This is a genomic window from Asticcacaulis sp. P2_B1, from assembly GCF_056404915.1.
The window spans coordinates 583,675-604,183 of the sequence record NZ_JBFUDD010000001.1; the positions used below are offsets into that span (position 1 = coordinate 583,675).

General features: G+C 61.2%; 17 protein-coding genes and 2 tRNA genes. 11 read left to right on the forward strand and 8 right to left on the reverse strand.

Annotated features, from left to right (window positions below):
* The first annotated feature begins 282 nt into the window (after window positions 1-282).
* Complete coding sequence (locus tag AC1DX3_RS02700) at window positions 283-2,193, forward strand: lytic transglycosylase domain-containing protein (protein ID WP_476987689.1); 1,911 nt, start codon at window positions 283-285, stop codon at window positions 2,191-2,193.
* A 124-nt stretch (window positions 2,194-2,317) separates the two neighbouring features.
* On the opposite strand, the gene AC1DX3_RS02705 is transcribed toward AC1DX3_RS02700, so the two are convergent.
* Entirely contained in the window at window positions 2,318-2,995 is a 678-nt protein-coding gene (locus AC1DX3_RS02705) for a glycosyltransferase (protein WP_476987690.1), read from the reverse strand.
* A 30-nt stretch (window positions 2,996-3,025) separates the two neighbouring features.
* Window positions 3,026-4,264: a class I SAM-dependent RNA methyltransferase gene (locus AC1DX3_RS02710; protein ID WP_476987691.1), complete on the reverse strand. Its 1,239-nt coding sequence runs from the start codon at window positions 4,262-4,264 to the stop codon at window positions 3,026-3,028.
* Between the two features lie 310 nt (window positions 4,265-4,574).
* On the opposite strand from AC1DX3_RS02710, the gene AC1DX3_RS02715 reads away from it, so the two are divergent.
* From AC1DX3_RS02715 to AC1DX3_RS02730, 4 genes are all read left to right on the forward strand, one after another.
* Window positions 4,575-5,141 (forward strand): hypothetical protein, encoded by a 567-nt coding sequence (locus tag AC1DX3_RS02715; protein WP_476987692.1) that lies wholly within the window; start codon window positions 4,575-4,577, stop codon window positions 5,139-5,141.
* Window positions 5,142-5,399: 258 nt separating this feature from the next.
* Complete coding sequence (locus AC1DX3_RS02720; protein WP_476987693.1) at window positions 5,400-5,858, forward strand: hypothetical protein; 459 nt, start codon at window positions 5,400-5,402, stop codon at window positions 5,856-5,858.
* A 150-nt stretch (window positions 5,859-6,008) separates the two neighbouring features.
* On the forward strand, window positions 6,009-6,506 hold the full coding sequence (locus tag AC1DX3_RS02725) for a glycine zipper 2TM domain-containing protein (RefSeq protein WP_476987694.1): 498 nt from the start codon (window positions 6,009-6,011) through the stop codon (window positions 6,504-6,506).
* A 270-nt stretch (window positions 6,507-6,776) separates the two neighbouring features.
* Window positions 6,777-7,283: a glycine zipper 2TM domain-containing protein gene (locus AC1DX3_RS02730; protein ID WP_476987695.1), complete on the forward strand. Its 507-nt coding sequence runs from the start codon at window positions 6,777-6,779 to the stop codon at window positions 7,281-7,283.
* Window positions 7,284-7,362: 79 nt separating this feature from the next.
* Here AC1DX3_RS02730 and AC1DX3_RS02735 read toward each other — a convergent pair whose 3' ends face one another.
* Window positions 7,363-8,502 carry a glycosyltransferase gene (locus AC1DX3_RS02735; protein WP_476987696.1) on the reverse strand — a complete coding sequence of 380 codons (1,140 nt, stop codon included), beginning with the start codon at window positions 8,500-8,502 and terminating at the stop codon, window positions 7,363-7,365.
* Window positions 8,503-8,795: 293 nt separating this feature from the next.
* On the opposite strand from AC1DX3_RS02735, the gene AC1DX3_RS02740 reads away from it, so the two are divergent.
* Together AC1DX3_RS02740 and AC1DX3_RS02745 are read left to right on the forward strand one after the other, a co-directional pair.
* Window positions 8,796-9,929, forward strand: a complete 1,134-nt coding sequence (locus tag AC1DX3_RS02740; protein ID WP_476987697.1) for a hypothetical protein — start codon at window positions 8,796-8,798, stop codon at window positions 9,927-9,929.
* A gap of 2 nt (window positions 9,930-9,931) precedes the next feature.
* Window positions 9,932-11,155, forward strand: coding sequence for a hypothetical protein (locus AC1DX3_RS02745; RefSeq protein WP_476987698.1), 1,224 nt, complete (start codon window positions 9,932-9,934; stop codon window positions 11,153-11,155).
* Window positions 11,156-11,391: 236 nt separating this feature from the next.
* Here AC1DX3_RS02745 and AC1DX3_RS02750 read toward each other — a convergent pair whose 3' ends face one another.
* The 4 genes from AC1DX3_RS02750 to AC1DX3_RS02765 form a co-directional block, all read right to left on the reverse strand.
* A complete protein-coding gene (locus AC1DX3_RS02750; protein ID WP_476988026.1) occupies window positions 11,392-14,088 on the reverse strand; it encodes a valine--tRNA ligase in 2,697 nt (898 codons plus the stop codon).
* A gap of 85 nt (window positions 14,089-14,173) precedes the next feature.
* On the reverse strand, window positions 14,174-14,716 hold the full coding sequence (locus tag AC1DX3_RS02755) for a DUF2497 domain-containing protein (RefSeq protein WP_476987699.1): 543 nt from the start codon (window positions 14,714-14,716) through the stop codon (window positions 14,174-14,176).
* Window positions 14,717-14,918: 202 nt separating this feature from the next.
* On the reverse strand, window positions 14,919-16,316 hold the full coding sequence (locus AC1DX3_RS02760) for a TolC family outer membrane protein (protein WP_476987700.1): 1,398 nt from the start codon (window positions 16,314-16,316) through the stop codon (window positions 14,919-14,921).
* Between the two features lie 225 nt (window positions 16,317-16,541).
* Window positions 16,542-17,171, reverse strand: a complete 630-nt coding sequence (locus tag AC1DX3_RS02765) for a protein-L-isoaspartate O-methyltransferase family protein (protein WP_476987701.1) — start codon at window positions 17,169-17,171, stop codon at window positions 16,542-16,544.
* Window positions 17,172-17,363: 192 nt separating this feature from the next.
* Here AC1DX3_RS02765 and AC1DX3_RS02770 point away from each other — a divergent pair.
* The 3 genes from AC1DX3_RS02770 to AC1DX3_RS02780 all read left to right on the forward strand — a co-directional run bounded on the left by AC1DX3_RS02770 (window position 17,364) and on the right by AC1DX3_RS02780 (window position 18,945).
* Window positions 17,364-17,437 (forward strand) — tRNA-Cys (locus AC1DX3_RS02770).
* Between the two features lie 20 nt (window positions 17,438-17,457).
* Window positions 17,458-17,892 carry a MarR family winged helix-turn-helix transcriptional regulator gene (locus AC1DX3_RS02775; protein WP_476987702.1) on the forward strand — a complete coding sequence of 145 codons (435 nt, stop codon included), beginning with the start codon at window positions 17,458-17,460 and terminating at the stop codon, window positions 17,890-17,892.
* 63 nt (window positions 17,893-17,955) lie between these two features.
* Complete coding sequence (locus AC1DX3_RS02780) at window positions 17,956-18,945, forward strand: glycerophosphodiester phosphodiesterase family protein (protein WP_476987703.1); 990 nt, start codon at window positions 17,956-17,958, stop codon at window positions 18,943-18,945.
* Window positions 18,946-18,955: 10 nt separating this feature from the next.
* Here the strand turns inward: AC1DX3_RS02780 and AC1DX3_RS02785 are convergent, their stop codons facing one another.
* On the reverse strand, window positions 18,956-20,089 hold the full coding sequence (locus AC1DX3_RS02785) for a methyl-accepting chemotaxis protein (protein ID WP_476987704.1): 1,134 nt from the start codon (window positions 20,087-20,089) through the stop codon (window positions 18,956-18,958).
* A gap of 344 nt (window positions 20,090-20,433) precedes the next feature.
* Here AC1DX3_RS02785 and AC1DX3_RS02790 point away from each other — a divergent pair.
* A tRNA-Asn gene (locus AC1DX3_RS02790) sits at window positions 20,434-20,509 on the forward strand.

Sequence of the window (20,509 nt, forward strand, 5' to 3'; positions counted from 1 at the left end):
CGTACAGGCAATGTGACTTGCCCGGCAAAGCCCCTTGCCGCCATAAGGGTAATAAGGGCGCAATGCGTGACGCTTGCCTCCCCGTTAAGTTTTGATTAAGCTTCAAAAGCCATTTTGGCCGGCCCGGTCCCACCTGTAACCCAGAGTACCGCCTTGACGACAAGCCACCGCCCGCATCGCTCGCGACTTGCTCTCATAAGCCTGAGTGTCCTCGGTCTTGCCCTTGCGACGTCGGCGCCATGCTGGGCGACCACCACGAAATCGACCACGAAGACACCGCCCGTGCGGGTCAAGCTCATGGTGGACGCCCCGGCGGCCAAGGCCTCGACCAAGGCCAAGACGACCACCAAAACCACGACCGTCACAACGAAGACAACCAAGCGTGCGGCATCCGCCAAGACAACCGAGGTCGCCGTCGCCGGGAAGAAATCGACCAGGACCACCAAGGTCGCCGTCGTCACCAGCAAGAAAAAATCCGCCAAGGCCGCCCCGCCGCCTAAGCCGATCGTCCTGGCCACCGTCGCCATGCCGCCGGTCGAAGCGCCGGTCGTTATGAACGCGACGCCCGTGCCCTACGGCCTGATGCAGGCCCAACCGGCCGTCAAGATCGATGCCGTCGCGCTCAACAATCCCCTCAGCCCCTATGATGTCGAGCTGTATCAAGCCGCTTTCGATCTGATCGATTCCGGCGACTTCGAGGACGCCGAGGCCAAGTTGACCCAGGTCAGCGACAAAAGCCTGATGGGCTATGCGGAGTTCCACAAGCTGTTCAGCCGGAAATACAACGCCACCTATGACGAACTGACCGGTTGGCTCAGTGCCTATGGCGACCAGCCCATGGCCATGCGCGTCTGGGGCCTGGCCAAGCGCAAGAAGCCCGACGGGGCGCCGGATCCGGCCTTCCCGTCCCTGAACGGCCTCAGCGGCGCCCAGGCGGCAGCCATCGCCAATTCCGGCGGCGCCGTTCAATTGGCGGCCTATACCACGCTGAACGACAACGCGCCGCAACGCGTTGTCAATGCCGGCCCGTCGATCGATTCCGGCGATTCCGACCTGACGCCGAAATCGGCGCGCTCGGCCTATAATAACGGGCAATTGGAACAGGCCGTCAGCCTGGGCCGCAAGATCGGCGATCACTGGGTGACCGGTTTGGCCCTGTGGCGTCTCAAGCGCTACGACCAGGCGGAAACCGAATTCAGGTTCGTCAGCACCGACCCCAGCCGCAATGCCTGGAGCCAGTCGAGCGGCGCCTACTGGGCCGGCCGCTGCGCCATGAAACTGGGGCAAAAGGACGCCGCCGACACCTTCTTCAAGATCGCCGCCAGCTTCCCCTTCACCTTCTACGGCTTGGTCGCCGAACAACGCCTGGGCGTCACACCGGCCATCGTCCTGGCCAAGAAGGGTCAGGCGCCGACCTACAGCAACGAGTCGCGCAACGCCCTGACCGCCAGCCTCGACAACGATTTTGCCTGGACCAAGGGTAACGTCAAGGCGACGCGCCTCAACGCCCTCGTCCAGATCGGCCGCAATACCGACGCCCAGAACGAACTCCAGGCGGCCATCCAGACCGCCGGCGACGGCAGCGAGCGCGACAACTGGCTCGCCGTCTCCGCCAAGACCCGCATTCCCGTCAGTCAATTGAAGCCCGCCGACCGTCTTTTCGATCCGGCGGGCTATCCGATCCCGGACTTCGTGCCGAAGGGCGGCTTCACGGTCGACAAGGCCCTGATCTATGCCTTCGCCCGCAAGGAAAGCAAGTTCAACGCCGGCGCCCATTCCTATGCCGGCGCCTATGGTCTGCTGCAGCTGATGCCGGCGACGGCCGCCCTGACCGAGAACGACAACAGCTTCAACAGCCAGCCGAACCAGCTGTTGCAACCGGCCGTCAACCTGCGCGTCGGCCAGCACTATATCCAGAAACTGCAGGCCTCCGGCATTGTGCAAAACGACCTGCTGCGCACGATCGCCGCCTATAATGCCGGCCCGCGTCCGGTCAAGGATGCGCTCGACTCGCTGGGCGGCGACGCCGATTCCCTGCTGGTCATGGAATCGATCCCCGTCGCTCAAACCCGGCAATATGTCGAAGAGGTCGCCGCGTCCTACTGGATTTATCGCCAGTTGATGGACCAATCCAGCCCGTCCCTGGCCATGGCCGCCAATGACGCCAAGGTCATCGACGCCACGGCCGATTAGCCCACACTGCCATGCTGCCCTATTACCTTTTTACGGCTTCTGCATAAGCAACCAAAAAACTCAATAAGATCAACAAAAAAGCGGCCTTATGCAGTGCGCTTGACTACTGCATAAGAGCGGCACATTAAGCCGGCTTCTTGACCACCGGTGGCTTGGGCGGAAACCCCAGCAAATACATGGTAAAGCGCGCGCCCTTGCTCAACAAACCGACCGCCCAGCCCTTCGCGCGGAAACGCCCGGCGCTGGTCGTCAGCGAGGTCGACATCGGCCGCAAACGCGCCCGCCCCAGCGACATCGACAGGGCCACGTCTTCGAACGCCGCCTGATCCTTATAACCACCGGCGCAATCATATAAAGCCCGCGACAACAACAGGCCGTGGTCGCCGCTCGGCATGGCCAGCCAGCGCGCCCGCAAGGCCAGCATTTCCGCCCATATCTTGGTGAACCACGACGGGTCGTCGAAACGCAGGTGGAAATAGCCGGCCAGCATGGGATGATCGCGGATATGCAATTGCACCTGGTCCATCCAGCCTTCGCCCAGCTGCGAATCGGGGTGCAGGATCAGCAACCAATCGCCGCGCGCCGCCCGGCAGCCCTGCCATAATTGCAGGCCGCGCGAGGCATCGCTGCGGATGACATGACACCCCGTCGAGTCGGCGATTTCGAGGGTAGCGTCTTCCGACCCGCCATCGACAATGACGACTTCCTTGATCACGCCCTCGACCACACCCGGCACCAGCGACGACAGGGTCCGCGCCAGGTGATCTTCGGCATTCAAGGTGGGCATGATAACGGAGATCACAGACGCAACTCTTCCAAAAACGATTCTGTTTTAACGCGAAAAGACAGCGACGAGTTCCACGTGGCTGGACCACAAGAACTGATCTATCGGCGTCACGCTGTCCAGCGAAAATCCTGCGTTCACAAGGATTTTAGCATCGCGGATAAAGGTCGTCGGATTGCATGAAACCGCGACCGTCTTCGCCATCTGCGAACGCGCGATTTCGGCGGCCTGCGCTTCGGCGCCGGCGCGCGGCGGGTCGAAGACAATGGCGTCGAAACCCTTCATATCCTCGGCCAGCATCGGCCGGCGAAACAGGTCGCGCGCCTCGGGCGTAATGGTTTTCAAGCCCGGCGCCGAAGCCAGGGCAGCCTTCAGCGAAGCAATCGCCGTGGCGGAGCCGTCAACGGCATAGACCACCGCCGTCTCGGCCAGCGGGAAGGTAAAGGCGCCGGCGCCGCAGAACAGATCCGCGACCTTCTTGGCGCCCACAACGGCGTCCGTAACAAGGCGCACCATGTCGGCTTCCGACGCCGCACTGGCCTGAAGGAAAGGCTGGATCGGCAGGCCGACCATCGCCTTGCCGAAGCGCACCTTGGGCGTCCGCGACATATAGAGAATGTCCTCGCCCATGGTGACGCGGGCGAAATCGGCCTCGGCGGCGGTCATAGCGATGTTCATCCGCGCATCGGCCGACAGCCCGCCGGACTTCCTCGCTTCGACACCGGAAATATCGATATCCAACCCCGTCAATGACAGGGTGACATGCAGGATCGGCGCCGACTTGTTGTTTTCAAACAGATAGCCGGCCAGGGCCTTCAGATGCGGCAAGGCTTTGATAATGGCCGGGTCGCTGACCGGACACATGCTGATCGGCACCAGATTCCACGACTTGCGCGCCTTGAAACCCAGCTCCACCGACTTGCCGGCCTTGCGCGCATGCAACCCGACGCGACGGCGCGTCTGCGGCGGCGTGGTCAGGATCGGCGCCACCTCGACGTCCAGGCCGCCACGGCTGAGCAGGACCTGGACCATGTCGCGCTTCCACGCGCTATAGGCGGTCATATCCCAATGCTGGAGACTGCAGCCGCCGCAGGCCGCGAAGTGCACGCACGGCGGCGTCACGCGATCGGGGCTGGCCTCGAGGACGTCGATGAGTTCCGAACGCTCTTTGCCTTGTCGCGCCAAAACGCGTTCGCCGGGCAGGGTCAAGGGTACGACCAGGCCGCCGGCGGTGATGCCGTCGCCCTGAAAACCCACCTTGTCGATCAGCGTCTCGAAGTCCGCCATGGAAGCCCTGCCCACTGAAATACCAAAGGCCGCGAACTTGACTCGTCGGCCTTTGGAAGCGGGCGAACGCCCGCCCGAGCTGATGCGAGGAGCCATGCGGCATTTGAGCTGAAAAAACCGATACCAGCCGTCATTTGAAAAATGACGGCTGGTATCGGAGGCGTCCGTGTATAGCTTATCCCTGAAAATGCAAGGGAAAACGCGCCTGAACCAGGATGAACAGGCGGCTCAAGCGCGGTTCATGTCGTGAGTCGTAAGGTTGCGTCAGTGGCAAGCTCCCCCTTGCCGATGTTGAAAAAGGAATATCGTTATGACCCGCCTGCCTCTTGTCAAATCCTTGCTCGCCTCCGCCGCCGTCCTGTCGGTGGCCGGCGCCCTCCCCGCTGTCGCCTCGGCTCACGACCATCACCGCGACTATCGCGACCGTTATGAACGCGTCGAGACCCGTCCGACCGTCCTGATCCGCGAACCCGGCCGCCATCATGCCCGTCAACCGGTCCGTACCCGCACCGTCGTCGTTCACGACGTCCGCACGCGCACCGTGGTCGTCCGCCAGCCGGTGGTGATCCGCAAGACCGTCATCGTGCGCCAGCCCGTCCGGACCGTCTATGTCCGCGAACCGGCCAGAAGGGTCTATGTCCGCGAGCCGGTCCGCACCGTCTACGTCCGTGAACCGGTCCGGACCGTCTATGTTCGTCCGCAACCGGCCGCTGTGCGCTATTACAGCGAGCCCGAAACCCGCACTGTGATCTATAGCGAGCGCCTCGACTGGGGCGGCTATCACCGGTCGCGCTCGGTCAACCACTTCCGCCACAGCTACAACCGTGATTCGCAATCCAGCGACCGCGGCTGGGGCTTCGGCAACTGGCATTGGTAAGAATACCAACGGTCGATGAACTTTGAATCATCGGCTGTTGGCAGCGGGCAAGCGCCCGCCCGAGCTGTTGCGAGGAGCCACGCGGCGCTTGAGCTTAAAAAAGCACGGCCCGGCGAAATGCGGGGCCGTCTTTACATAAACCTTGCGCAGAAATTCCCCTTCGACATGTCTTCCTTTCGCCATTTGCGCGACATTGTGATATGGTTAATAGCCTATACCGGTAATATCCGCCACGGCGGTCCTGTCCAGGAGACACACATGACGTCCATGCGCCTTCTCAAGCCTTTGGTTATCGGCGGATTTCTGTTGGCTGCCGTGACGGCGCCTGGCCTTGTCCTGGCTCAAGATCGCGACCGCAGCGGCGACGCCCAGGCCGGCAGCGATGTCCCCTATGCCGGCGCCGATCTGGCCTATGACTATGTTACCGGCGAATATTATCGCTATACCGGCCCTCGCCCGCAGGATCCGCGCACCCGCGAACAGACCGGCTATCGCGACGGCACCAACCACACCCCGCCCCTGACCTGGTACCGTTCCGGTGTCAGTTGGATCGGCGCCGGCTACGGTCACGGCTGCCGTTGCAGCAACATCTGGTACGGCCGTCACCACGCCTACACCCTCAACTATTATCGTGATGAGATGCGCGATTACGACCGCAGCCGTTACGACCAGCACAGCTATCGCACGCGCAACAGCCATCGCGACCGGTACTGGTAAAGACTTCCAAGTGCGCTCACACCAGGTGACAAGGGAGCGCATAAAATAAACAAACATGAACGGACTGGTCAAAAACCGTTCATGTTCGAGGGGGTATCATTCATCTCAGGTGCGGCAAGTCTACGCCGCGCAAGTTTAGGAGATACCGTTATGAAAACTCTGACCATCAAGCATAAACTGATCGCCGCGGCCTTCGCCACGGCTACCGTCGCCGCTGTCGCCTTGCCGGCCTCGGCGGATTGCTATCGTCGCAGCCAGAACGGCAATACCGGCGCCGTTCTCGGCGCTGTCGCCGGCGCGGCCATCGGCAACAGCGCATCCAGCCGTTACAACCGCGGCACCGGCACGGTCGCCGGCGCCATTATCGGCGCCGCCGTCGGCTCGTCCCTCGCCCGCAACGGCACCGACTGCCGATATGACGGCCGCTATTACAGCAATGGCCGCTACTACAGCGACAATGACGGCTACTACAATAACGACGACGGTTATTACGACAGCGGCTACAGCTACCGCGAGCGCTACTATGCGCGCCCGCGTACCTATGTCTATGTCCAGCCGCGCACCTACTACCGCGAACGCTACTACGCCCCGCGCGGCTACTACCATTATGAACACGGTCACCATCATCGCCACCATGGCGGCTGGTAAATGAACGATCGAAACTGAACAAAGTTAACCGTTCCCGCTGAAAAGCCCCTGACCATCCTGTGGCCGGGGCTTTTTTTCGCCTGTTCAGAGAATTATTATATCTATAAATTCCAACGCCTTAATGCACATTCGCCCCATATATCGCTGGTTTTTGAATTATGAACGGAGATGAACGAACTTCTCAAGCCTCGTTCATATTCGCCACTCTATAAAGGTCCCATGAACGGCGAGATGATGATCACCCCGCCACCCTATCCGAGGAGCCCCGTTATGACCAAGATGAGCACTACGAAGAAAACAGTCCTGTCGGCCCTGGTTGCAACGGCCCTCATCGGCATGTCGCTGCCGACCCTGGCTTCGGCCGAAAGCTGCCGCGAACGCCGCAGCGACAACCAAACGGGCGGCGCGGTCGCCGGCGCGGTTGTCGGCGGCATCATCGGCGGCAGCGCCTCCAATACCCGCAACAAGGGTGTCGGTACGGTCCTAGGCGCCGTCGTCGGCGCGGCCGTCGGTTCGTCGATCGCCAAGAACAACACCAAGTGCCACTACGACAACTATGCCTACGGCTACGGCAATGACCGCTACGACAACAACGGCCGCTACTACAGCAACAACAACGGCTATAACGACAACAGCTACAACAATGGCTATGATCGCCGCGACAACCGTTATGATCGCCGCCATGACCGCTACGACGACCGCCACGATCATTGGGACGGCCGCAACAGCCACCGCCGTCATCGCGACCACGACCGCGACCGCGACGATCGTTGGTAAGCGATTGGCGCTGGTAAGCCAGATTAGATTTTGGAGATAACTTGACACCTGAGGCCGCCCCAGCCTCAGGTGTTTCTTTTTATTTGCCCGACTTTTTGTCGCGCCAGGACAGCATCTTCGAGAACCAGAAATTGATCAGGCCGATCAGGAAGGCCGGAATTACGCCCGCCAGGATGAATTCGACATGGGCCTGCTTGAGCAGGATGCCGATCCACCAGTTGAGAATCGCGCCCGGCAGACAGGCCAGATAGAACCCCAGCAAACCGATGATAAGGCCCATTCCCTTCAAACGCTTGTCGCGGAAGGTGACCGTATTGTTGATGAAGAAGTTCCACGTCATAGCAACGGCGATGGCGACGATTTGCGCCAGGCTGAACTCCGCCAGCGACGATCCTCCCATTACACGGAACAGGGTCAGGATCAAGGCACTGACGAAAACCCCCGATAGACCAACACCGGCAAACAGAACGAACCGCGCCTTCAGCACGCCACCGGTTGCCTTTTCCACCAGCAGGGCGCCGAGATCGAGCACAACGCGGATATCGAGCTTCGACACCCCGCCCTGACGCTGACGTAGCGAAGCCTTGACCTCGCCGAAACGCGGATGGATCTTCGACGAGCCGACGACATCGACCAGGATCTTGAAGCCGACGCCGGTCAGCTTGGGCCGCGCCGACATATAGTAGTCGCGCGTCATCATGAAGCAGCCGCTCAACGGATCGGTCAGCGGCGCGTGCAGCACCCAGCCCGTCACCGTCGTCGCCGCCTTGGAGCCCATGTCGCGGAACCAGCTCAGGCCGGTTTCGCTCTTGCCGAGATAGCGCGACACGCACACCAGATCCTTGTCGCCCTTCATGATCATCTCAGCCAGGGCCAGGATCGCCTGGGGATCGTGCTGGCCGTCGCCGTCCATAACGCCGAGATAGCGGCCCTGGGCTATATCCCAGCCCTTGATCGCCGCCGACGACAGGCCGCGCTCGTTGATCCGCACGTGCAGCCGGACATGCGGATGCGTCTTCGCGACGTCAAGCACTTCGGACTGAGTATTATCCTGCGAATTGTCGTCGACCACGATGATTTCGTGGTTGATGCCGGCCAGGGTCGCAGTGATTTCTTCGATCACTGAACGGATCGCCGCGCCCTCGTTCAGGGTACAGACAATAAGGCTCAGATCGGGTGCAACATTTCCCGAGACAGAGGTGTGGACAGTATCAACCAAAAAAGACTCCCTGGCACGCGGTTCATCGGCGGTTCATTTTCAATCCCCTAAGCCGATACCGTCTTCAAGTGAAGGGATGGCTTTTTTGAGATCACGCACACGCCGGGCGCGTCGCGCCTGACATATTCCCGTCAAACTAACGCCCCCTCCGGCCCTTATCCCGGAGTTCTGCTCCTTATCTGTTTAGTTCCAAGAATACAATGGTCAAACTCAGGCTGTCCTCCCTCCAAGCCTTCGCGTCCCGGTATGCGTCCAAAGGTCTCTGGCTTTTCCCCCTTCCGCTCGGGTTCGGATTGGCGGCGAAGCTTGCCCATTCGAAGCTATGGTTCGGCGACTATCAGGCCGTCGCGTGCGCCGGTCAAAAGGCCCTGGCCGGTGAGCCCCTCTACGACCTCAACCTGGCCTGCGCCGGCATGCATCCCTCGGTCTATGTCTATGTGCCGTCCATTGCCCAACTGGCGGCCTTTTGCCAACAGCTCATAGGCGAACCCGGCCTGTTCAGCCTGTATCTCGGCCTGTTCGTCGCCGCCCTCGGCGTGCTGATGCTGGCGCCGTTTACCCGCGGCGTGCCGGGCACCTGGCGCGACAAGCTGCCCTTCACCGTCCTGTGGAGCGGCAGCGCCGTCATGTGGGGCAATATCGCCGTCATCCTGCACGGCGCCGTCCTGCTGACCGCCCTCACCTTCGAGACCATGCCCTGGCTGTTCATCGCCGCGGTCGCGGTGGCCGCCTGGGTCAAACCGGTCTTCCTCGCCTATCTAGCCGTCGTCCTGCTGGCCGACCGGCCCTTGTTGAACAGGTTGATCATGGCCAGCGCCGGCCTGCTGGCCGGCCTGTTGCCGACCCTGCTGTTTTCGGTCACCGGCGGCGATTTAGCCCAGCAATGGGCCGCCATCCTGTCGCATTTCGTCTACGACACCACACCCGGCTACGGTTATTTCGGCTGGCTCGACCTCACCGGCGTCAACGGTAACTCCACCGCCGTCCAGATCGGCTTCCTGGTTTTTGCCGCGCTCTTGGGACTGGCCGGCCTGAGCCTCGCCGAAGGCCTGGCGCTCAACGGCCGCGAACGGCTGTGGCTGGGCCTCAGCCTGGCGGTTCTCCTGATCCCGCGCATCATGAGCCAGGATATCTTCCTGCTGGGCCCCGGCCTCGTCATCGTGGCACGTCGCGGCGCCGAATGGATGTCCCGTCGCAGGCGGCAAGATAGCGTGGTCGCCCATGGACCAGCCGTCGTTCTCGCCTTGTGCGGCCTGGCCTTGCTGGGCGGGCTGACGGGCCTGGCCGACTATCTCACCCCCTTGGCCCTGTTCGGCATGAGCCTCTATATATTGTGGCTGGGCAAGACCGTCCTGATCGCCCGCACCGACCGCGTTGTGGCTCAGCTGTGGCCGGTTATCCGCGCCAAACCCGTGGCCGGAGAATAGAGATGGATGCCCTCACTTTTCTTGAGCGCCACACACGCAAACCGTGGCAAAAGTTCCTTTTCGGCTTTATTTTCCTGTTGCCGATCTGGGGCAATGCCTTAAGCCGCCTGGCCAAACATGGCTGGTGGCTCAACGATTTCGATGCCCTGGTGTGCGGCTCGGCCAATCTGGCCAAGGGCCTGTCGCCTTACGGCCTGCATCCGGTGTGCGAAGGTCTGCGGCCCGCGGTCTATGTCTACGCGCCGCAGATCGGCCAGGCCTTCGCCCCCCTGGTCAACCTGTTCGGACTGACGGGCAGCCGTCTCGCCTACCTTATCATCCTCCTGCCGATGATGGCCCTGCTTCTGTGGTACGCCCTCATCAAGGCCCTGCCCCAGGCGCCCTGGCAATTCCGCCTGATGACCCTCGCCGCCATAGCCGGCAGCGCCATGGCCTGCGGCAACATCGGCCTGGTCCTACATGGTCTGGTGATCCTGGCGGCTTTAAATATCAAACAATCCAGATGGCCATTTGTAATCGCGGTCGCGCTCTCTGCCCTGATCAAGCCGGTCATGCTGACCTACCTGATCGTGCTACTCTATGAGAACCGGCCGTTGCTGGCCCGCGTGAGGACCATCCTGATCTCGGCCTGCATCGGCCTCGCAGGTTTTATCGCCCTGATGCTGACTGCCGGCCCCTTCAGCGAAGACTGGCACCAATCTCTCAACGCCGTCGTCATCCAGCAACAGCCCGGCATCGGCTACTTCTCCTATACCTCGCTGGTCGGCCTCAGCACGTCGTCGCCGATAACCCTGGCGGGCCTCGGCCTGTTCATGATCGTCATCGCCTTGAGCGGTCTCGTGCTCGCCGAATGGACCAAGGTCACGGCAACCGAACGCATCGTCATCGGCCTCGGCATCGCGCAATTGCTCAATCCGCGGCTGATGGATTACGACATGCTGGCGCTCGCGCCCTTCATGGCAACTGTGGTCATGCTTGCCAGGCCTTTGGGCGCCAAGGTCTTCACCTGGGTCAGTTGGGTCTTCGCCGGCACGCTGATCGGCTGCATCGTCATCAATATCGCCGAAATCGAACTCATCCACCGCGCGCCGGTGACGGTCTTCATCTATTGCGGCCTGACCATCTTCGTCGCCGCCAGGATCGCCTGGCCACACTCCGAACGGATCAAGGGCTGGCTGCGCAATCCCGCGCCGATCCTGCAAGATCTTCTGGCGCAACGGATTTAAGACCGGCTGCGAACATTCGGAGTAGATGTGGCCTTATTTCTGGAAAACCGGCACTCCGAATGCAGGGACGGCTAAATCGTAGCGGCCTTATAATACCGAAACGGACAGCCTTGCACCCCCGATAAGACCGGTATCATATTATTGCACCCGAGCCAAATGTCTCCATTCGGAGTGCCGGTTTTCTGGGAGTCAGGCCTGGTCTACTCCGAATCCCGCCGGCAGGATTTTCAAACCGGCTATTTCGCCGCTTTCAATCTTTCCAAAGCCGCCGACAGTTTCGCCTTGCCGGCCTCGGCCTCGGCCAAACGCTCGCGGTTTTCCTCGATAACCTCTTCCGGCGCCTTCTTGACGAATTCCGGATTGTCGAGCTTGCGGCGCACGCCGTCCATGGTCTTGTCGAAAGCCGAAATCTCCTTCAACAGCCGCGCCTCCTCGGCCTTGAGATCGATGAATTCGGCGATCGCCAGATGAGCTGTCGCCTCACCGGCAACGAACGGCACCGAACCGGCAGCGGCGCTGTCGCCGACACTGACGCCCGACAACCGCCCGAGGAATAGGATCAGGTCCTCGTGCGTCGCCACGCGCGCGGCCGTTATGTCCGACGCCCCGGTCAGGACCAGGCGCGCCCGCGCTGAGCCCGGCACATTCATTTCCGACCGGATCGAGCGAATCTCGCCGATCATGTCGATCAGCCAGTTGATCTCCTCATCGGCCTCGGCATCGATGGCGCCGGTCAGTTTCGGCCAGGCGTGCGCGATCAGCATGCCTTTTCCGCCGGTTTTGTCCCATAGCTCCTCTGTGATAAACGGCATGACCGGATGCAGCAGGATCATGCACTGATCCAGAATCCACGCCGTCACGGCACGGATTTCCCGCTTGGCGGCGGCATCGTCACCATTGAGGATCGGCTTGGCCAGTTCGAGATACCAGTCGCAGAACACGTTCCAGATAAAGCGATACAGCGCATTGGCCGCATCGTCGAAGGCGCAACCTTCCAGGGCCGCCGTCACCTCGTCCTGCGCCTTTTGCACCTCGCCGCGGATCCACCGGCTCAGCGTCAGCTTCACCTTGGCCGGATCGAAACCGTCAACGCGCGCACACTCGTTCATCTGGCAGAAGCGCGTCGCGTTCCACAGCTTGGTCGAAAAATTGCGATAGCCTTCGATACGCGGCTTGGCCAGCTTGATGTCGCGACCCTGGCCCGACATAGCGACCATGGTGAAACGCAAGGCATCGGCGCCGAACTCGTCGATCAGCACCAGCGGGTCCATCACATTGCCCTTGGACTTCGACATCTTCTGGCCCTTGTCGTCGCGGACCAGGGCATTGATGAAGACACGCTTGAACGGGGCCTTGCCGGTGAAATGCAGGCCCATCATCATCATCCGGGCGACCCAGAAGAAGATAATGTCAAAACCGGTGACCAGGGTATGGGTCGGATAGAAGCGCGCCAGGTCCTCGGTCTCTTCCGGCCAGCCCATGGTCGAAAACGGCCACAGCGCCGACGAGAACCAGGTATCGAGCACGTCCTCGTCCTGCTTCAACGCCGTCGCCTTGCCGTAATGCGCTTCGGCCGCTTTCAGGGCTTCCGCTTCCGACATTTCGACGAAAATAGTGCCATCAGGTCCGTACCACGCCGGGATGCGATGCCCCCACCACAGCTGACGCGACACGCACCACGGCTCGATATTGCGCATCCATTCGAAATAGGTCTTTTCCCAGTTCTTCGGCTCGAACACGGTGCGGCCGTCTTCGACCGCGGCAATGGCTTCCTTGGCCAGTTCGCCGGCATTGACATACCATTGATCGGTCAGGTACGGCTCGATGACGACGCCGGAACGGTCGCCGTGCGGCACCATATGCTTCGTCTTCTCGACGGCCTTCAGCCAGCCCTCTTCCTCGGCGCGTGCAATGATCGCTGTGCGCGCCGCGAAGCGGAACATGCCCTGATATTCGGCCGGCACCGGATCGCCCTTGAGGAGGAAGGCCTGCTCGTCGAGGATATTGATCTGCTCGAGATTGTGCCGCTTGCCGACCATGAAGTCGTTGAAATCGTGCGCCGGCGTGATCTTGACGGCGCCCGAGCCCTTGGCCGGATCGGCATAGTCGTCGGCGACGATCGGGATGCGGCGGCCGGTGATCGGCAGGATGACATATTTACCGACAAGGCCCTTATAGCGGTCGTCGTCGGGATGAACGGCGACACCGCTATCGCCCAGCATGGTTTCAGGCCGAGTCGTCGCCACGACGATATAGTCGCGCGTCTCGAAGGTTTCGTTGCCGTCCTCGTCCTTGACCGGATACTGGTAAGTGACCCCGTCGGCCAGCGGGTAGGCGAAATGCCAGTAATGGCCGTCAACCTCCTTCTGCTCGACCTCGAGATCGGAGATCGCCGTCTGGAACTGCGGGTCCCAGTTGACCAGGCGCTTGTCGCGATACATCAGCCCTTGCTTGTGCAGGGTGACGAAAACCTTGCGCACGGCGGCTGACAAGCCATCATCCAGGGTAAAGCGCTCGCGCGACCAGTCGCACGACGCCCCCAGACGCCGCAATTGCTGGACGATGACGCCGCCCGATTCCTTCTTCCATTCCCACACCTTGGCGACAAAGGCATCACGGCCCATGTCGCGGCGGCCGACATTGCCGGCGGCAGCCAATTGGCGCTCGACCACCATCTGGGTCGCGATGCCGGCATGGTCGGTGCCCGGCAACCACAAAGCCGCCTTGCCGCGCATGCGTTCGAACCGCGTCAGGACGTCCTGCAGCGTATTGTTGAGCGCGTGGCCGATATGCAGGCTGCCCGTCACATTGGGCGGCGGGATGACGATGGAAAAGGTCTCCTTCGCATCCGAGGGCGCGAATACCCCGGAGTCTTCCCACATCTTGTACAAACGGGGCTCAACGGCGGCGGGATCGAAGGTTTTTTCCAGCATGGTCTCGTAGGGGTTTAAAACGTAAAAAAGGCGGCTCACCGAAGTGAACCGCCCTCTTATCAAATGGCTTTGAAGAAAGCTATGTTTAGCGGCGACTTTGGCGGGCGATACGTTCGACTTCCAAACGTACCTGCTCTTCAACGATCCCCGGCAGGTTCTGGTCCAGCCACTGTTGCAACAGGGGACGCAGCAGATCGCGCGTGACGTCTTCCAGGGTACGCTCGCTTTGCGGCACCAGAAGCGCGCTCGTCAGGGAGCCGAAAGCCGATGCGGCATAATTCTCGGTGCGTTCGCTGACCAGGGACTCCATTTTCGGCTCCGCCTTGTAAGGTTTGGGTTCGGGGCGAGGCTCGGGACGCGGTTCCGGCTTGGCGGCGACCGGCTCATAGGCGTCGATGTCGCCGATGGACATGGCCGGCGCGGCTTCATAGGTTTCCGTCAGTTCCAGGACGTCTTCTTCCGGCTCGTCCTCGACCTCGGGTTCCGGCTCCGGTTCGGGCTCTACGGCCACAGGTTCGGGCGCGGCTTTGGCCTCGGTATCTTCCGGAGCATCGTCTTCCGAGATGATGCGGCGGATAGAGGCGAGGATTTCCTCCATGGTCGGTTCGTGTGCGGATTGTTCTGCCATGTGTCTTTAACTGCTGCGAATCGGAATCGGAACTGAAACCAAGGATAGGTGACACGTGTTCGACTGTTTTGGCAACTCTTAAGGGGTACAAACCTGCCGAATTTTCGTCAAAATCACTAATTTTTCTGTGATTAAGCGAGCAAAACGCGCGCCATTACTGACGCGCGTTTATAAAAAGGCAATTATGAAACGCCCGCGCTTATCAGCCGCCGGCGGCCAGGCCATCCAGGGTCTGGGTGACGGTCTCGAGCGGCGTCCAGCCCCGCGACTTGACCTTGTCGAAATGTTGCTGCGGGTCATAAACCTCGATATTGGGCACGAAGGCCTGGGCTGTCATGCCGCCCATGACCGACAGCAGCTGGCTGGCGGCAACATATTGATTACGCTGAGCTTCGATGAGCTGAAGCTGGGCGCTTTTCAATTCCTGCTCGGCGTTCAGCACTTCGATATTGGTGCGCAAACCGACCTGTTGTTCGGTCTTGACGCCGTCGGCCGCGACCTGGGCCGCCTTGACCTGTTCCTGGTTGGAAGTGACGGCCGAACGCGCGGCGATCATCTGAGACCACGATTGCGAAACCTGGGCCACGACGCTGCGGCGGGTGATCTCGGTCGTTTCGCGCTGGGCATTATAGTTCTCAGCGGCTTCGCGTTCGCGCGCGCCATTGAGGCCTGAGCTGAACAAGGGAATCGACACGCGCGCCGTCACCGACGTACCTTCGTTGTCGCCCAGGCTCCCCAGCTTGTTGCTGGCGGCGCTGGAACTGGTGCCGGCCTGCAAAGCGACCGTCGGACCGAAGACGGAATGCTCGGCCTTGACGCGCGACTTGGCGGCGTCCTCGGCATAAAGCGCCGCCTGCAGATCGGGATTGTTCTTTTCCGCCGTGTTCAGCGCCGTATCGAAATCACTGGGCAGCCCCGGCAATTCCGGTTCCGGGTCGAGCGCCACCGGCGCCTGGCCGACGATCGAGACATAGGAGGCGCGGTCGCCGTCGAGCTGCGATTGCGCCTGGGCCAGGGACGACGCCGCGGCCGACAGACGCGCCTGCGACTGCGCCACGTCGGTGCGGGTCAACTGACCGGCATCAAACTGCGCCTGGGTCTGATCCAGTTGCTGCTTCAGGATGTCGTAATTGTCCTGGGTGATCTGCAAGGCTTCCTGGTCGCGGCGCACGGCCGTATAGACCTGGATGACGTTCAGCAGGACATTGGCTTCGGTCGCACGCAGATTCTGCTGGCCCGACAACACGCCCGACTTGGCGGCGTCGATCGACGACACGATGCCGCCGGAAGCAAAAATGGTCTGGCTGGCCTGAACGTTCAGGCTGGTAAAGGAGCGATTGCCGGCGAAGTCCTGATCCTTGTCGGCGTAGGAAACACTGCCACCCGCGCTGAGCGACGGCCCGAGTGAGGACTTGGTCTGGACATATTGCTCGTCGGTAGCCCGCTGCTGGGCCCGCGCCCGCGCCAGGGAGGGATTTTGCGCGTAGGCCATGGCGATGGCGTCGTTCAGGCTTTCGGCCTGGGCGGCGACGCCCGTCATCAGCGCCATAACTGACGCGGCGGCGACCATCGAAAGACGCGCGAAACTGGATTTGGTCATACAGATAGCCCCAATAGAGAACGGAATCACGGACGGCGGATCTCGGGCCCACCCTGCCCGTAAAGCGGTAAAACTTGTTAAAGCTGTAGTGCCAGACATTTTGCCGTCTGGCGAGTTAAGCTTTTTTCACGTTCGCGTTTTTTACCGCGTTTTCGCTTTCGCCAAAACCCGGTGCGCTTTTCCTGCATCACTTTACGGGTCATCAGCTCAGGAAACTGGCAGCAGTCAGAATTCGAAGCTGGGCGTACGCGCGAAACCGGGCAAGGTCGACGGCGACGAGTCGAACACCTCGCGCTCGGAAAAGCCGCCTTCGAGACGAATATAAACACGGGCGCGACCGACGGCGCCGTCGCGCAGCACGACAGCCAGGCGGCCGCCGACCTTCAGCGCCTTCAACCAGGCGGCCGGCAACTCGGCCACGGCGCCTTCGACGATAATGGCATCGAAACCCTTGGCCGGCGGTACCTTCAGATCGCCGACGACCGTCGTGACACCCAATTCCTTGAGATAGGGCTCGACCACCGCCATGGCGCGCGGATCACCTTCCTGCATGGTGACGTTCAAACCGACACTGGCCAGGACGGCAGCAGCATAGGGCGCCGCAATCGCCAGGGCGACCTCACCGGACTTCGGCTCGATGGCCTGCAACAGCTTGGCGATATCGCGCGGCTTCATCAGCACACGTCCCGGCGCGATGGCCGATTCGACCTCGCCATAGGCGCTGAAGGCCTGGGACGGCGCACACAAGCGCTCGCGCTTGACGTGGCGCATGGCCAATTGCAGAGCCGCATCGGTGACGTCGTTCACACGCACCTGGGATTCGACCATATTCTGACGGGCGGCGTGAAAATCCATGGACTCATTCCCCTAAAGGCATACGCATCAATAGATGCCGCTTATAAGCATAAGGCCCTTGCGTATCAATTGCCATTTTCAAGGTAAAATCCCGGTTAATTCACAGCTTCCGGGAAATTTCTACACTGAACCCGCCCTAAAGGATTGCAGGCCGCCATCTGATCTGATAGCTCACCGCTTCGCTCTTTGTGAGGCCTGATGGCGGAGCGGTTACGCAGCGGATTGCAAATCCGTGTAGGCCAGTTCGACTCTGGCTCAGGCCTCCATTCTCCATCCGGACACGTCTATGAGCGAGTCTCCCGATATCGCCGCCCGTTTTCAGAACCTGGCCACCCGCCTGCTGCGCCAGGCACGTCTGCTCGACGAAGGCAGCCGGCTGACCAGCGCGCAATATTCCGCCCTCAGCACCCTCTACAATATCCCCGGCATCTCGCTGACCGAGCTGGCGCACAAGGAATATGTCAGCCACCCGACCATGAGCCGAATCGTTTCCGCCCTGATCAAGCAGGGCCTGGTCGTCCGCGACGTCGCCGAAACCGATGGCCGTGTCTTTACCCTCACCCTCAGCGACGACGGCCGCGCGGCTTATGAACGAGTCTATGCCCGCCGCCTCGCCCTGATCGGCGCCCTGATCGGCCGCCTCAAACCCGAAACCGTCGCCGACCTGCTCCAGGCCTTCGAAAGCCTGCCGCCGTCTTTATTGATAGATCGGCCGTCTTGACAGATCGCGATATGCGTAGCTAAGCTACGGATACGGGCGCAATCTGTTTTTCGAGTCTCTCTCATGCAAAAACGCTATCTCGCCGGCGGCATCTGTGCCGCCGCCATCGCGGGCCTGTACCTGCTCAACGCCTCCTGGCTGGCGCCGACGCCGGCCGGACAGCCTCGCCTCCTTGCCCATCGCGGCGTTTATCAACGCTATGACCGCACCGGCCTGACCAACGAAACCTGTACCGCATCGCGCATCTTCAAACCGACGACCGATCTGCTGGAAAACACCCTGCCTTCGATGCAGGCAGCGATCAACGACGGCGCCGACGTCGTCGAAATCGACATCCACCCGACCACCGACAACCAATTCGTCGTCTTCCACGACTGGACCGTCGACTGCCGCACCGACGGCCACGGCGCCACCCGCGACCATAGTTTGGCCGAACTCAAGGCGCTCGATATCGGCTACGGCTATACCTGGGACGGCGGCAAGACCTTCCCGTTCCGCGGCCGCTTCAAGGGCCAGATGCCATCCCTGAAAGAGGCGCTCGACGCAATGCCGGGCAAGACAGCCCTGCTCAATTTCAAGAGCAATGATCCCGCCGAAGCCGACCGGCTCGTCACCTATCTCGGCGGCAAGGACAGCACGTACTGGCCGCGCGTCATGGCCTATGGCGGAGACCGCCCGGTGGCGGAACTGCGTAAAATAGCGCCCGAAGTCCCGACCTTCAGCAAGGCAACCCTGAAAAGCTGCGGCTTCGCCTATATGGCGCTTGGCTGGACGGGCTACATGCCGAAAGCCTGCCACAACACGATCCTCTTTCTGCCGCAGAACTATACCTGGCTGGCCTGGGGCTATCCCAACCGGCTGCAACAACGCTTCCATGCCGCCAACAGCTACATCTATCTGCTGGGTCCGCAACAGGGCAAGGCTGGCCTTGCCGGCATCAACACACCCGACCAACTGGCGAAAGTCCCGCCCTCTTGGCGCATGGGCATCCTGACCGACGAGATCGAATCGATCGGCCCGCTGGTTTCCCAACGGGCCGACAAAAAGCCTTAAGTTGGGTGGACTAAGCCGCCCGTACCGAAGCCAGGAAGGACGAAATCTCCTGACGCAGGGCTTCCGACGTCTTGCTGACCGACTTGGCCTCTTCGAACACGACGCTGGCCACCTGACCCGTTTCATTGGCGACGTCGCGGACCGAATCGATATCGGCGCCAACGCTCTTGGAACCGTCGGCCAGATGCTCGACCGTATCGGCGATCTGGATCGTCGCCGTCTGCTGAGCCGCCACCGACCGCGCAATATCGTCGGCCCCGGCGCGCAGTTCGCTGATCGTGCCGACAATGGCGGTGATGGCGTCGCGGGCGCCGTTGGCGTCGCTCTGGATCTGTTGCACCTTGCTGGTGATTTCGCGCGTCGCCTTTTCGGTCTGTTGCGACAAGGTCTTGACCTCGGCGGCGACAACGGCGAAGCCCGCGCCATGTTCCCCAGCCCGCGCCGCTTCGATGGTGGCATTGAGCGCCAAAAGGTTGGTCTGTTGCGCGATCGAGGCGATCATGTCGACCACGGCGGTAATTTCATCGGCACTGCGGCCGAGGCGCGTCATCATTTCCGACATAGCTTCGGCTTCACCCGAGGCGCGGGCCGACACCTGGCTTGATTCGTGGGTCGACGAAGCGATCTCATTGGCGGTTTGTGACAGCTCCATCACCGTCGAAGCCACCTTTTGCGCGCTCTGCGAGGTCTGCACCGCGATGGCCGAGACCTTGCCGGCGCTTTCCGAGGCGGCGAAGGCCGACTGGCTCATATGGTCGGCGGAGGATGTCATCGCCTTGGACGAGCGCGTCAGGCTGTCGATCAGGCCGGCAACCTGGGTCTCCAGCTTGCTGCCCAGCGCATGCAGGGCGTCGCGGCGTTCCTGGGCGACCGCATCGGCCCGGCGTTGCACGTCGCCGTCATTACCCTTGCGCGCCGATTCGTCGCTGCGCAGGTTGTCGAGCTCGCGATCGAGACGTTCGGCTTCATTGCCCAGTGATTCGGCGCTGAACCAGGTCATCAGACCGGCCACACCCGCGATTACGGTCACCAGAACCGACGGCAAGACCATATGGTTCAAGGCCAGGACGGCACTGACCGCCAACCCCGCCAACAGGACGGAAAGGAAAAGACGGACGCGGGATTTCAAGGCGGATGACGGCACGGTGTGTTCCTCTGACTATGTCTCCCGACCCTCGTGCCGACACGGTTAATATGTCATGAAGACCGCTGTTCCGACGCCTCCTGAAATCGATGTCACGCTCGGGTTCGATATTTATTTCGCCCCTCACGGGAATTTACGCTTCATTAACCCAAACCTCGCAATAACACAGTTGTCTTTGCTTTTCTTAAGACACCCACCATCACCAAACTTCCAAAGCCCGGAACGATGTTTCGGGCTTTTTTTAATTTTGCACGGCCGTTTCGACGTAATGTGCAAAATCCTGACTTTAGGGCTTGCACTTGCAATCGAACCCTTGCTATAGGGCGCGCCTTGCCAAGCTCCGTTCCCCGGTAGCTCAGTTGGTAGAGCATTCGACTGTTAATCGAAATGTCACAGGTTCGAGCCCTGTCCGGGGAGCCA

What these genes read in the sequence shown, in the direction of transcription:
- AC1DX3_RS02710 (WP_476987691.1), bottom strand. Translation starts at nt 4,264, where the DNA reads ATGGCGGACTTCGAGACGCTGATCGACAAGGTGGGTTTTCAGGGCGAC.
- AC1DX3_RS02765 (WP_476987701.1), bottom strand. Translation starts at nt 17,171, where the DNA reads ATGGATTTTCACGCCGCCCGTCAGAATATGGTCGAATCCCAGGTGCGT.
- AC1DX3_RS02745 (WP_476987698.1), top strand. Translation starts at nt 9,932, where the DNA reads ATGGATGCCCTCACTTTTCTTGAGCGCCACACACGCAAACCGTGGCAA.
- AC1DX3_RS02755 (WP_476987699.1), bottom strand. Translation starts at nt 14,716, where the DNA reads ATGGCAGAACAATCCGCACACGAACCGACCATGGAGGAAATCCTCGCC.
- AC1DX3_RS02720 (WP_476987693.1), top strand. Translation starts at nt 5,400, where the DNA reads ATGACGTCCATGCGCCTTCTCAAGCCTTTGGTTATCGGCGGATTTCTG.
- AC1DX3_RS02780 (WP_476987703.1), top strand. Translation starts at nt 17,956, where the DNA reads ATGCAAAAACGCTATCTCGCCGGCGGCATCTGTGCCGCCGCCATCGCG.
- AC1DX3_RS02725 (WP_476987694.1), top strand. Translation starts at nt 6,009, where the DNA reads ATGAAAACTCTGACCATCAAGCATAAACTGATCGCCGCGGCCTTCGCC.
- AC1DX3_RS02715 (WP_476987692.1), top strand. Translation starts at nt 4,575, where the DNA reads ATGACCCGCCTGCCTCTTGTCAAATCCTTGCTCGCCTCCGCCGCCGTC.
- AC1DX3_RS02760 (WP_476987700.1), bottom strand. Translation starts at nt 16,316, where the DNA reads ATGACCAAATCCAGTTTCGCGCGTCTTTCGATGGTCGCCGCCGCGTCA.
- AC1DX3_RS02750 (WP_476988026.1), bottom strand. Translation starts at nt 14,088, where the DNA reads ATGCTGGAAAAAACCTTCGATCCCGCCGCCGTTGAGCCCCGTTTGTAC.
- AC1DX3_RS02730 (WP_476987695.1), top strand. Translation starts at nt 6,777, where the DNA reads ATGACCAAGATGAGCACTACGAAGAAAACAGTCCTGTCGGCCCTGGTT.
- AC1DX3_RS02775 (WP_476987702.1), top strand. Translation starts at nt 17,458, where the DNA reads ATGAGCGAGTCTCCCGATATCGCCGCCCGTTTTCAGAACCTGGCCACC.